At 62.3% G+C, this 12933-nt stretch carries 12 protein-coding genes; 3 read left to right on the top strand and 9 right to left on the bottom strand.

Annotated elements, in window-relative coordinates:
* Positions 1–125: 125 nt before the first annotated feature.
* From malZ to I6L33_RS03310, 9 genes are all read right to left on the bottom strand, one after another.
* Entirely contained in the window at positions 126–1955 is a 1830-nt protein-coding gene (gene malZ / locus I6L33_RS03350; protein ID WP_017787063.1) for a maltodextrin glucosidase, read from the bottom strand.
* Positions 1956–1960: 5 nt separating this feature from the next.
* Entirely contained in the window at positions 1961–2809 is an 849-nt protein-coding gene (locus I6L33_RS03345; RefSeq protein WP_017764864.1) for an HDOD domain-containing protein, read from the bottom strand.
* An 80-nt stretch (positions 2810–2889) separates the two neighbouring features.
* Positions 2890–3309: an META domain-containing protein gene (locus I6L33_RS03340; RefSeq protein WP_216973540.1), complete on the bottom strand. Its 420-nt coding sequence runs from the start codon at positions 3307–3309 to the stop codon at positions 2890–2892.
* Positions 3310–3485: 176 nt separating this feature from the next.
* The gene (gene yegD / locus I6L33_RS03335) at positions 3486–4847 is read right to left on the bottom strand and encodes a molecular chaperone (RefSeq protein WP_026141325.1); all 1362 of its coding nucleotides are present in this window, start codon (positions 4845–4847) and stop codon (positions 3486–3488) included.
* A 106-nt stretch (positions 4848–4953) separates the two neighbouring features.
* Positions 4954–5943, bottom strand: a complete 990-nt coding sequence (locus tag I6L33_RS03330) for a 2-hydroxyacid dehydrogenase (protein WP_216973539.1) — start codon at positions 5941–5943, stop codon at positions 4954–4956.
* 77 nt (positions 5944–6020) lie between these two features.
* Positions 6021–6500, bottom strand: a complete 480-nt coding sequence (locus I6L33_RS03325; RefSeq protein WP_054543698.1) for a CreA family protein — start codon at positions 6498–6500, stop codon at positions 6021–6023.
* 21 nt (positions 6501–6521) lie between these two features.
* Entirely contained in the window at positions 6522–6968 is a 447-nt protein-coding gene (locus I6L33_RS03320; protein ID WP_216973538.1) for a DUF962 domain-containing protein, read from the bottom strand.
* Positions 6969–7021: 53 nt separating this feature from the next.
* Complete coding sequence (locus I6L33_RS03315; protein WP_216973537.1) at positions 7022–7879, bottom strand: hypothetical protein; 858 nt, start codon at positions 7877–7879, stop codon at positions 7022–7024.
* Positions 7880–8050: 171 nt separating this feature from the next.
* Entirely contained in the window at positions 8051–8437 is a 387-nt protein-coding gene (locus I6L33_RS03310; protein ID WP_010635769.1) for a TraR/DksA C4-type zinc finger protein, read from the bottom strand.
* A gap of 468 nt (positions 8438–8905) precedes the next feature.
* Between I6L33_RS03310 and I6L33_RS03305 the strand changes: the two genes are divergently transcribed.
* From I6L33_RS03305 to I6L33_RS03295, 3 genes are all read left to right on the top strand, one after another.
* Positions 8906–10237, top strand: a complete 1332-nt coding sequence (locus I6L33_RS03305; protein WP_017764859.1) for a glutamine synthetase family protein — start codon at positions 8906–8908, stop codon at positions 10235–10237.
* 175 nt (positions 10238–10412) lie between these two features.
* Positions 10413–11774, top strand: coding sequence for an aspartate aminotransferase family protein (locus I6L33_RS03300; RefSeq protein ID WP_005306621.1), 1362 nt, complete (start codon positions 10413–10415; stop codon positions 11772–11774).
* A 54-nt stretch (positions 11775–11828) separates the two neighbouring features.
* Positions 11829–12926, top strand: a complete 1098-nt coding sequence (locus tag I6L33_RS03295; protein ID WP_017779519.1) for a polyamine ABC transporter substrate-binding protein — start codon at positions 11829–11831, stop codon at positions 12924–12926.
* Positions 12927–12933: the final 7 nt, after the last annotated feature.

The following is a 12933-nucleotide window of genomic DNA, read 5'->3' as shown; positions in this document are numbered from 1 at the left end:
TTTATTCCACTCTGAGTGAACTAACTAGATGATTCATAGAGAAATCCAACCCAGTTCAAACAACTTTATGCGATCTCGGGGGCTTTAACAAAAAGCGGAACACAGGGGTTCCGCTTTTTTGACGCCTAGCTGGAGAGCAACACTCTGGCCGAGTTGGCGGGGATGGTGAGCTGTATTTCTCCCTGCACCACTTCGAATTTGTCGCCGTTGAAGGCGTCTGTGAAGCGGCTGGCCGGGCTCGCGGTCTGCCACAGGGGCAGGCTGATGGTGCGCGGCTCGCTGGGGTGACGGTTGCAGGCCACCACCACCTGATCGCTTTGCAGGGTGCGGGCGAACACATAGCTGTGGGGGCCGGCATAGAGGGTCTGGATGTCGCCGCGGCGCAGGGCCGGACGCTGTCGGCGGATCTGGATCAGCCGGCGGTAGTGGTCGTGCAGCACATGGTCCCAGGCGGTGGTCTCCCACGGGAAGCAGCGGCGGCAGTCCGGATCGTTGCCACCAGAGAGCCCCACCTCGTCGCCGTAGTAGATGGACGGCACGCCGATATAGGTGAGCAGCAGGGTGGCGGCGAGCCGCATCCGCTGCTTGTCCTCCCCCAGCAGATGGAGGAAGCGGGCGGTATCGTGGCTGTCCAGCAGGTTGAACTGGGCCAGCTGATTCTTGAACGGGATGTGGGCCCGCGCCAGCTTGAGCCAGCGATCCAGCTCTTCGGCGCTGATCTTGATGGGGTGGTAGGCGATGTCCTGGCCAGCCAGGAAGGCGCGGATCGGGTGGGCGAAGCCGTAGTAGTTCATGGCGCCATCCTCCTGATCCCCCTGCAACCACTGGCTCGCCTCGAAGAAGTGTTCGCCCAGCACGTAGGCGTCCGGGTTCTCCTGCTTCACCGCGCCGCGAATGGCGCGCACGTGGCCGCGGTTGCCCTCGGCAGTGCCGCGCTCCCCCAGCATGTGGATGACGTCGAAGCGCCAGCCATCGATCTGGTAGGGGGCACGCATCCAGTAGCGCAGGATGGCGTCGTCGGCGCGATAGACGGCGTCCTGCACCTGTTCGCTGGAGAAGTCGAGCTTGGGCAGGCTGCGGATGCCCTTCCAGCTGACGTAATCCCCTTCGTTGTCAAAGGTGTAGAAGCTGCGCCACGGCGAGTCAGGGTTGCGCTGGGCCCCCAGCGGCGGGCAGAACCAGGGGTGTTCGGTGGAGGTGTGGTTGACCACCGCATCCAGGATGATCTTCATGCCGCGCTGGTGCAGGTTGCGGGTCAGCTCGGCGAATTGGGCGTTGGTGCCCAGATGCGCATCCACTTTGAAGTAGTCCTGGGTGTCGTACTTGTGGTTGCTCGGCGAATCGAAAATGGGGTTGAGGTAGAGCGCCGTCACCCCGAGGGACTGCAGATAGTGCAGCTTGGCATCGATGCCCGCCAGATCGCCGCCGTAGAACTCGCAGGCGCCGTGGCCCTCTTCGTGGCGGCTGACCGGCTCGCCCCACGCCTTGCTGATGACCGCCTTGCCGCGGTACTCGTATTCGTGATGTTTGACGCTGAGAGACGGGTCGCCATTGCAGAAGCGATCCGGGAAGATCTGGTAGAACACCTGATCCTGCACCCAGGCCGGTGGCTGGTGCAGGCTGTTGAAGCGAAAATGCTGTTCCCGCGGCGGCATGGCCGAGCTGACGCCGGCCCCGTGCAGCCACCACTGCTCCTCGTCGGTGAGACACTTGAAACAGTAGAGGTGGATGTCCTGCCCCTTGTGAAGCGGCAAGGTGCCCTGCCATACCTGCAGCCGATCGCGGGTGGAGACCGCCGTCATCGGCACCAGATACTCCTCGTTGTCCGGCTCGTGGCGCAGCCACACCTCGCGGATCGGCGCGTCCAGCTCGCTGAACAGGGTGAGTTGCAGGGCGTCGGCGCTCTCTTTGAACCAGGGCGCCACCTGGGGATGAAACAGAAACGGATGGGTCATGATGCTTATTGAGTCAGAAGATCGGCGAGGGCATTACCCTGTTCATGCAGTGTTTCGAGCTGACCGGCGAGGGACTTGGGATCCAGTCCCAGCTGGTCGGCCAGCGGTTTGGGGAAGCGGGCTATGATGGCCTGGGCCGGCACCCCGGCGTTCCAGGCGAAGGAGATGAAGACCGCCAGGCGGATCAGTACCGCCTCCTTGCTGACCGGATCGTGGGAGAGGGGATCCAGCTGCTGGGAGATGGCGTCGACGAAGGCCTCCGACAGGTTCCAGCGTCGCGCCAGCTCGGCGCCGAGCTGGGCGTAGTCGTACCCCAGCATCTCGCGCTGGGCCTCGACCCGGCTGCTCCCTTTCTGGATCGCCAGATTGATGAGCTCCGCCTCTTCCGGCAATGTGCTCTGGATCAGCAGCTCGCCGATGTTGTGGATGAGGGCGCAGGTGAAGGCGGTCTCGGGGTCGAGCACCTTGGCCTCCTGGGCCAGCGTCTTGGCAATGGTGGCGACCTGGAAGGTCTCGGTCCAGAACTTGTTCTTGTCGAAGCTGGGAGGGGCCTTGAAGCTGCCGATGATGCCGGAGGCGACCACCACAGAGCGCAGCCGGTTGAAACCGAGGCGGATCACCGCCTGTTCGATGGAGGTGACTTCGTTGCCGCGGCGCAGGGCGGCCGAGTTGGCCATTCGCAGCACCTTGACGCTGATCACCTGGTCCATGGCGATCTTGGCCGCGATCTGGTCGATGCGGGCATTTTCATCGCTGAAGCTCTGCATCAACTCATGCAGCAGTTGCGGGATAGTGGGGAGTTGTTTGATCTTGTCAAACAGACGGTCCATCGACATGGCTGAGGCAGCCTCCATTGCGAGCACTGCCTCATATTGTGCCACAGGCGGGGCACATGTTCCTGTTTGTGATCCGGCTTTGTGATGCGAAGGGGGGGTTACAGCACCCAGTCGCGCAGGGTGTATTCCAAACGATGCCGTTTGCCCTGCAGGATCAGGGTCTGGGTGGTGCCATCCAGGGTGGCACCTTCGGTGAGGGTGGTCAGCACCGCCTGCTCCACCGCATCGAGCGGGGCCTGGCAGGCCATCTCGGTGCTGCCCAGACTGGTCACCCAGAACTTGTTCCCCTCGAGGTGGCCCTGACCGAAGTAGCGGTTGCAACCGGCGATGCCGTTGACGGTGAAGTGCTCACCTATCTCGAAATCGGGCGGATTGTCTCGCGCCGCGGTGACGGGCTGGCCATCCAGCTTGTCGAGCACCCAGTGGTGGTGCTGCAGGTCTTGCGAGGCCAAGCGGGGAGTACTGCTGCAGGCGCTGAGCAGAAGCAGGGCGAGCAGCAGTAGCAAGAATCTGGGCATGAAAGGGCTCCGGTAGTGGGAGTGACAAGCATACCCTCTGTGCGGCCCCCCAGGCAGGGCAAGGGGGAGTGCCCCCGACCGCTTCTGTCGTCCTGCGGATTGGGCCTGTGTCGTTAAATGGCAACACCGGCCTTGCAAAGGGGGCCGGCGTCGTCGCCGGCACCCCCGCCTAGGCGTCAGTTGCCGAACAGGCGCTCGGCGTAGCGGGCCAGACCGGAGGCGACCGAGCCGAAGTCATCGCCCCCCTCCAGCGGTACCTGGGGTAGCTTCTGGCGGATGAAGGCCTGGATGAGGGGCGAGCGGGCGCTGCCACCGGTGATGAAGACCCGGTCCGGCTGGACGCCGGCGGCGGCGATGGCTTCGTCCATCAGCTCACCGATCTTCTCCAGCAGCGGGGTGGAGGCGCTGGCCAGCTGATCGCGCTTGAGCTCGGCCGTCAGCCCGCGTTCCAGCTCGGCCAGAGATTGCTGGGCCGACTCCTCCTGGGAGAGGGCGATCTTGCCCTGCTCGGCGCGCCACACCAGCTGGTGGCTCAGCTTGTGGGCACGCAGGCTGGCGAGGCGTCCCAGCTTGCTGCTGGGCAGGCTGTCGAGCTGCAGATCCTGTAGCTGGCGGCCCGTCTCCAGGCTGTAGAAGCGGCTCTGGGCGCTGACGTCGTTGATGGCGGCGGCGTCCCAGAACAGCGGATGGGGCAGCGGCTTGCCGGTCTTGAGGGTCTCGTGCATGCCGAGCAGCGGCATCATGCCCTCCACCGTCAGCCGGATGTCGAAGTCGTTGCCGCCGATGCGCTGACCACTGTGGCCGAGCAGATCGCCGCTGCGATCGAGCTGGGCGCGATGGCTCGGGCCCATCCGCAGCACCGAGCAGTCGGTGGTACCGCCGCCGATGTCCACCACCAGCACCACCGCATCCTCGTTGAGGCGGGCCTCGAATTCGAAGCCGGCCGCCACCGGCTCATAGAGAAACTCCACTTGCTCGAATCCGGCGAGGCGCGCCGCCTCGCTCAGGATGGCGATGGCCTGACGGTTGCTCTCTTCCCCCGCCAACCCCTGGAAGTTGACCGGGCGGCCAACCACGGCCCGGCGAATCGGCGCGCCGAGCTGCTGCTCCGCCTCGCGCCGCACGTGCAGCATCATGGCGCAGACGATGTCTTCGAACAGGGCGATCTGTGGTGCCTTGAGGCCGTAGGCGCCGAGGAAGGATTTGGGCGACTTGATGTAGTAGCCGTCGTCCGGCTCTTCCAGATAGCGCTCCAGCGCCGCAGCGCCGAAGCTGAGCTCGTCGATCAGTCCCTCTTCGCGCATCTGGCGGCGTACCGCCTGGGCCCGGGTTACCACGGGGCCGCGCAGCTTGAGGTACTCGCTCTGCTGGGCAGGCGCCAGCCCTTCGGCCAACAGGCCGGCGATGGCATCCCGGTGGGGGGCGTGCAGGGTGGAGGGAAGATAGTGGGCACCGCTCAGGTTCAGCAGCCGGGGGCTGCCTTGTTCCATCACGGCGACGGCACAGTTGGAGGTACCGTAATCAAATCCGATAAACATGGGCGGCCAGACTCCTGAGCAAAAAAGGGCTGGTAGCCTACCCGAAGGCGCCGGGTCTCACAACCCGGCGCACGGCAATGAACCGCTGAGGGGCAGGGGAGGCCCCTTATTCCACCTCGTTGTCAGAGCGGCCCTGACTGTCGATGGCGCGGATGTTGCTGAGGGTGGTGTCGGCGATGGCGTGCAGCGCCTCGCGGGTCAGGAAGGCCTGGTGACCGGTGAACAGCACGTTGTGGCAGGCCGACAGACGGCGGAACACGTCATCGGTGATCACCTCGTTGGACTTGTCGGCGAAGAAGAGATCCTCCTCCTCCTCGTAGACGTCCAGCCCCAGCGCGCCGATACGGGCGGTCTTGAGCGCCTCGATGGCGGCGTTGGAGTCGAGCAGGCCGCCCCGGCTGGTGTTGATGATCATCACCCCGTCCTTCATCTTGGCGAACGCCTCCTTGTTCAGCAGGTGGTAGTTCTCCTTGAACAGCGGGCAGTGCAGGCTGATGACGTCGGACTGGCGGAACAGGGTATCGAGATCCACGTACTCGGCGCCCAGATCGATGGCCGCCTGGTTCGGATAGGGATCGTTCACCAGCAGGCGCATGCCGAAGCCCTTGAGGATGCGCAGGGTGGCGATGCCGATCTTGCCGGTGCCTATGATGCCGGCGGTGCGGCCGTGCATGTTGAAGCCGACCAGCCCCTCCAGCGAGAAGTTGGCGTCACGGGTGCGCTGATAGGCTTTGTGGATGCGACGGTTGAGGGTCATCATCAGGCCCACCGCGTGCTCGGCGACCGCTTCCGGGGAGTAGGCGGGCACTCGCACCACCTTCAGCCCCAGCTCCTTGGCGGCGGCCAGATCCACGTTGTTGTAGCCGGCGCAGCGCAGGGCGATCACCTTGGTGCCGTTGGCGGCTAGCTCGGTCAGCACCTCGCGGTCGGCATCGTCGTTGACGAACAGGCACACCACGGGGAAGCCGTGGGCCAGCCGGGCAGTCTTGGCCTCCAGCCGCACGTCGAAGAACTCCAGTTCATAACCGTACTGGCTGTTGGCCTGATTGAAGTGCTCTTTGTCGTAGCTCTTGGTACTGAAAACGGCGACTCTCATGGTGCGCTCTCCGCAGATTATGATGTAGTTAAATTACAACAAATATGGGTCGTCATCACGGGATAAATGGTGGGGATTCAGCCCCACGGCATGATGGGCACGGCGCTGACCGCACTCTTGTAAGAACCATCCACCAGCTTGGTGCTGTAAGTCAGATAGACCAGGGCGTTGCGCTTTTGATCGTAAAAGCGCACCACTTTCTGCTCCTTGAACACCAGCGAGGTGCTGACGTCGAACACCTCTTCCCCTGCCTTCAGCTTGGCGGGCAGGGTGATGGGGCCAATCTGGTGACACGAGAGGGAGGCATGGGAGGGATCTTCCGCCAGCCCGAGCCCGCCCTTGACGCCGCCGGTCTTGGGGCGCGCCAGGTAGCAGGCGACACCGTCGATGCGGGGATCGTCGAACGCCTCCACCAGGATCTTGTGGTTAGGGCCAAACAGCTTGAAGGCGGTGCTCACCTCGCCGATCGGGTCGGCCTTGTCGGCCAGCACCGGGCCGGCAATCAGTGCGCCCAGCAGCAGCGGCAAGGCGCGAGCAAGGATCTGAGGACGTCTCATGTTCTCTCCTGTTGGCTTCCCTCAGTAGGGAATGCCCAAACGACGATAGAGGCTGGCCAGCACCCAGGCGGGGCCGATCAGCAGAAATTGCAGGTCGGCGAGGAAGGAGGGGCGCTTGCCCTCGATCTTGTGACCGACGAACTGGGCTATCCAGAGCAGCACGAACCCGGCCAGCGCCGGCCACAGCAAGGGGCCTTGCCAGCTGTGGCAAGCGACCAAGCCCAGCGCGGTCAGCACCACCATCCCCACGAACAGCGCAAACGACAGCCGCAGGTAGAAGGCCAGCACCGGAATGGCGGCCAGCGCAGCCCAGTTGAGCGACGGTGGCAGCGGCCCGGCCGGCAGGCACCAGAGCAGGGCCAGGGCGCAGAGATAGATACCCGGTACCGCCAGCTTGTGGATCGCCACATTGACCGGGTGCCGGTGACTCTGGCCGTACAGTTCAAACCACTCCTCGATTCCCTTCATGGCACCTCCCTGGCGCGCTGTGTGTACCACCTCGTTGTGAGGTGGCCGATTCGTCATCCCTGCGGGGGATACTCCCAATATTGGGCCGGAATGCTCTTGAGCAAGGGGGTCATGTCGGGATTGGGCAGGGCGATGGTGACCCGCTGGTCGAGCTTGGCACTGGCCAGCGCCTCGCGGATCTTGGGGTTCTCCCGGAAGAACTTCATGAAGCTGCCGTCGGCATAGGCCCGCTCAAGCCCGGTCTGAATCGCCTTGGCCAGTTTCGGCGCCTCGGGACTGACGAAGAAGAACTCGGCGAAGGGGTAGCGGATCAGCAGATGCTGATCGATGACCAGGTTGGGGTATTGCGCCACCAGCTCGCTGCGCTCGGCGAAGATCTCCACCAGGTTGCGCGGGAAGAAGTCCAGCTTGTCACCGTCGTTGATCAGCCGAAACAGGTTGCTGTAGCGCCCCGAATAGGTGGGGATGCCGGCGTTTTCGAGGATCTTGTTGTCGGCCCAGCCCACCCCTTGCGCCGCCTTCAGCTTCTTGAGATCGGCCAGCGAGTTGATCTGGTTGAACTTCTCCTGGGCATCGGCGTGGATGAAGGAGAGCCGCAGCCCTTCCAGACCGCGAAACAACGGGATCGGCACGGCGATGAGGGAGGATTCGAGGGCGCTGGAGGTTCCCATCCAGAACACATTGATGGTTTTGCCCTTGCTGAGCTGCTGCTGCAGGCTGTACTGGTTGAGGTTGAGTTCGACCTGCTGGATGCGAAACGGCTGGTCGGCATGGGTGAGGGCCAGTTCCAGCAACTTGAGCTGGTACTCGTTGTCGAGGTCGTTGATCGGTCGGCTGGGCACCTTGACCGTGAGGGTCTGTGCTTGTGCCAGCAACGGCAGACACAAGCACAGTTTGAGGAACCATTTCACTCTCTGCTCTCCTGTAGAGTCCGGGGCTTGCCCGGAGTCTAACAGAACTTGTCACTCTCTTGCTGCGTAGCCGTGATCCGCCAGGGTGAGCAGCTTGGTGTCCTCATTGTCACCTGCATGCCCACCCTGCTGGCGACGCTCGCCGCACGACAGTGAGCAGGCAGCGAGGCGTCAGGCGACGCGACGATACACGTGGGTATCGTTGAACTCCTTGGTGCTTTGGCATTCGACGCAGAAGCGGGACTCGGGACGCGCCTGCAGCCGCTTGAGGGAGATCTCGTCACCGCAGGATTCGCAGTAGCCGAAATCCCCTTCGCTGATGCGCTTGAGCGCACCACGCAGCTTGCGCAGATGCAGCTTGTCATGCTCGATGCGGTTCAGCTCCAGACGGCGGGCTTCCTCGATGCTGGCACGGTCAATTTCATCAGCCATCTCGTTGGTATCGGTGGCGATGGCCTGGCTGGCCTGGGAGTTGAGGCGATCTTCGAGTTCGAGGATCTGGCGCTCGATCTGTCCCTTGTAAAAGGCCAGTTGGTCTTCAGTCATGAAATCACACATACGATTTACTACCAGTCAGTTTACTAACCCAATTATCCCTGTTTATGGGGGCTGTCTGCCTGCAGACCAAGCCCTGTGTCCTGTATTTGCACCAAATCCATGCAGGAGAGTGCAAATCAGGGCGGGCCTTGTACCAAAAAAATGCAGGCATGCAAAGCAAAGAGGACAAGGATTGTGCGCCCTTGCAAAAAAATGGCCCGATTCCGACAGGGTCTGACTGAGAACATACGGGGGTAACTCGTCTCGTTGGCACCGGCTTTGCAGTGAGTCGTTACCATGACAGGGTGTTTAGTATTTGTCCCCGCCATGGTCATTATATGCGCCGTTATTTATAGTTTTTTAAACACCACCGCTTGACATTGCCCCTGATGGCGGGCTTTTATGGTGATGTTGATTACAATTTGATAACAAGGGTGTTCCATATATTAGACACCCTTGCCAATGGCAACCGTAGAGTCGGGGTTTAACATGGACAGTATCAAGGGCTGGATGGAGAGCAATCGCATCACGGAAGTGGAGTGCCTGTTTCCGGATTTCACCGGCAATGCCCGAGGCAAGATCATTCCAGCCAACAAGTTTCTGCGCGAAGGGGGCATGCGCCTGCCCGAGGTCATCTTCACCCAGACGGTGACCGGCGAGTATCCGGATGACGACAGCATGATCGACCCGCTGGAGCGGGACATGCAGCTCTATCCAGATCCCAATACCATTCGTTTCGTACCCTGGGCACTGGAGCCCACCGCCCAGGTGATCCACGACTGTTTCGACATCAATGGCAAGCTGATCGACATAGCGCCGCGCTCCGTGCTGCGTCGGGTCCTGTCATTTTACGAGAAGCAGGGCTGGAAGCCGGTGGTGGCCCCCGAGCTGGAGTTCTACCTGGTCAAGCGCAACGAAGATCCCGACTATCCGCTGGTGCCGCCCACCGGCCGCAACGGTCGCCCCGAGACGGCCCGCCAGTCGTTCAGCATCGACGCGGTCAACGAATTCGACCCCATCTTCGAGGACATGTACGACTACTGCGAGGCGCAGGAGCTGGAGGTGGATACCCTGATCCACGAATCCGGTGCCGCCCAGATGGAGATCAACTTCCTGCACGGGGATGCCATCGATCTGGCCGACCAGGTGTTCCTGTTCAAGCGCACCATGCGGGAAGCGGCCCACCGTCACGGGATTTACGCCACCTTCATGGCCAAGCCGATGAGCGATGAGCCCGGCTCTGCCATGCACATCCACCAGAGTCTGGAAGATGAGAACGGTCGCAACCTGTTCGGGGTTGAGAACGGCGGCAACTCCGAGCTGTTCATGCACTTCATCGCCGGCCTGCAGAAATACACCCCGGCGGTGACCGCGCTGCTGGCCCCCAACGTCAACTCCTACCGCCGCCTCACCTTTGGTGAGAGCGCGCCGCGTAACGTCCAGTGGGGGGTGGAGAACCGCACCTGCGGGCTGCGGGTACCCTTCTCCGAGGCCAGCGCCCGCCGGGTGGAGAACCGCTTCGCCGGCGCCGATGCCAACCCCTATCTGGCGCTGGCCGCCACCCTGGCCTGCGGCTACCTCGGCATGATGGAGAAGCTGGAGCCGCTGCCGGAGATGAAGTCGAGCGCCTATGAGCTGCCCTACAGCCTGCCCCGCTCGCTGGAGGAGGCACTGAGCCACCTGGAGCAGTGCGACCCCATCAAGGAGATGCTGGGCGAGCGCTTTACCCGCGCCTTCGTGGCGGTGAAGCGCAAGGAGTATGAAACCTACTTCGGGGTGATCAGCCGCTGGGAACGGGAGTTCCTGCTGCTGAACGTGTGACCCGGATGCGCGCTTGACGCGCATCGGCCTGCCGGGAGCGCCCGAGGGTGTTCCCGCTCATATCGACAATGCCGGGGCCAAGGTCAGGCTCTCCCACGCGTGAGTGGGGGAGCCCCCCACCCTCATCCGTTGACGAACAAACATCGCTTACATCGAAGGAACCGAGGAGCAAGCAATGCAGCACACCACCCGTGAGTGGCAGCAACTGGAAGCCAGCCATCATCTGCATCCGTTTACCGATTTTCAGGCGCTGAACAAGAAAGGCAGCCGCATCATCACCCGTGCCGAGGGGGTCTATCTGGAAGACTCCGAAGGCAAGCGCATTCTGGACGGTATGGCGGGTCTGTGGTGCGTCAACCTGGGTTACGGTCGCCAGGAGCTGGTGGACGCCGCCACCCGCCAGATGCAGCAACTGCCCTACTACAACCTCTTCTTCCAGACCAGCCACCCGCCTGCCGCCGAGCTGGCAACCCTGCTGGCCGAAGTGACGCCCTCCCATCTCAACCACGTCTTCTTCACCGGCTCGGGTTCCGAGTGCAACGATACCGTGCTGCGCATGGTGCGCCACTACTGGGCCAGCAAGGGGCAGCCGGAGAAGCAGGTGATCATCAGCCGCCACAACGCCTACCACGGCTCCACCGTGGCAGGGGCCAGCCTGGGTGGCATGAAGGGGATGCACGCTCAGGGCGGGTTGCCGATCCCCGGCATAGTGCACATCGATCAGCCCTATCACTTCGGCGAGGGGCAGGGGATGAGCGCCCACGAATTCGGGCTGGCCCGTGCCCGTCAGCTGGAGGAGAAGATTCTGGAGCTGGGGGTGGACCAGGTGGCCGCCTTCATTGGCGAGCCGATCCAGGGCGCCGGCGGCGTCATCATCCCGCCCGACAGCTACTGGCCCGAGATCCAGCGCATCTGCGACAAGTACGGCATCCTGCTGATCGCCGACGAGGTGATCTGCGGCTTTGGCCGCACCGGTCACTGGTTCGCCAGCGAGGGTTTTGGCATCAAGCCGGACCTCATGTGCCTGGCCAAGGGGATCACCTCCGGCTACCTGCCGATGGGGGCCGTGATGGTGGGGGACAGGGTCGCCAAGGTGCTGGTGGAAGAGGGGGGCGAATTCAACCACGGCTTCACCTACTCCGGTCATCCGGTGGCCTGCGCCGTGGCCATTGCCAACATTACGCTTATGCAAAACGAAAGCATAGTTAAGCGAGTTCATGATAGTATCGGCCCCTATTTGCAGCGTCGCTGGGCGGAGCTGGCGGACCATCCGCTGGTGGGCGAAACCCGTGGCAAAGGCCTGGTGGCCGCGCTGGAAATAGTGCAGGACAAGCAGACCAACAGCCGCTTCCCGGCTGAGCTGCAGGCCGGTATGACCTGTCGGGAGTTCTGCTTTAACAATGGCTTGGTGATGAGGGCGGTCGGCGATACCATGATCATATCGCCCCCCTTGGTGATCACCGAGGAACAGGTGGATGAATTGGTCAATCTGGCCAGGCTCAGTCTGGATCTGACGGCGGCAAAGCTGCGGGGATAGGCGGGCGCCGGGCAGGTTGGCTTGCGCATACAATTTGCTTAGGAGACAAGGACGATGTCTTTCAAAACGGGAATGATTGCAGCCTCGGTGGCGCTGGTCATGATGAGCGGCGCGGCGATGGCCGAAGAGAAGGTGTTGCACGTCTACAACTGGAGCGACTATATCGCGCCAAACACCCTGGAAGACTTCCAGAAAGAGACGGGCATCAAGGTGGTCTACGACGTGTTCGACAGCAACGAGGTGCTGGAAGCCAAGTTGCTGGCGGGCAGCTCGGGCTATGACATCGTGGTGCCGTCCAACCCCTTCCTGGCCAAGCAGATCAAGGCGGGCGTGTTCCAGAAACTGGACAAGTCCAAGCTCTCCAACTGGCAAAACCTGGATACCTCGTTGCTCAAGGCGCTCGAACCGAGCGACCCGGGTAACCAGTACTCCATTCCTTACCTGTGGGGCACCATCGGTTATGCCTACAACCCGGAGAAGGTGAAAGCCGTGCTGGGTGACAAGGCACCGGTGGACTCCTGGGATCTGGTGTTCAAACCGGAAAACATGGCCAAGTTGAAGGAGTGCGGTGTCTCCTTCCTCGACTCGCCGACTGAAATGCTGCCGGCCGCCCTGCAATACCTGGGCTTCAAGCCGGACAGCCAGAAGCCGGACGAGCTGAAGAAGGCGGAGGAGCTGTTCCTCTCCATCCGTCCCTACACCGCCTACTTCCACTCCTCCAAGTACATTTCGGATCTGGCCAACGGCAACCTGTGCGTGGCGGTCGGCTATTCCGGTGACTTGCAGCAGTCCAAGTCCCGGGCGATCGAGGCCAAGAACGGCATCAATCTGACCTACGTGATCCCGAAAGAGGGGGCAGGCAGCTTCTTCGACATGCTGGCCATTCCGGCCGATGCCAAGAACGTGGAAGCGGCCCATGTATTCCTGAACTATCTGATGAAGCCCGAGGTGATCGCCCAGATCTCCGACGCCGTCAGCTATCCGAGCGGGAACAAGGCCTCCGTGCCGCTGGTGTCCGAGAAGATCCGCAACGATCCGGGCATCTACCCGAGCGACGAGACCCTCAAGAAGATCTACACCTTCCCGGATCTGCCGGCCAAGGTGCAGCGTCTGATGACTCGTAGCTGGACCAAGATCAAGTCAGGCAAGTAAGTGAAGA

It is taken from the genome of Aeromonas sp. FDAARGOS 1403 (assembly GCF_019047325.1).
GTDB classification, from domain to species: domain Bacteria; phylum Pseudomonadota; class Gammaproteobacteria; order Enterobacterales; family Aeromonadaceae; genus Aeromonas; species Aeromonas dhakensis.
This window is presented reverse-complemented; position numbering and strand designations above follow the sequence as displayed.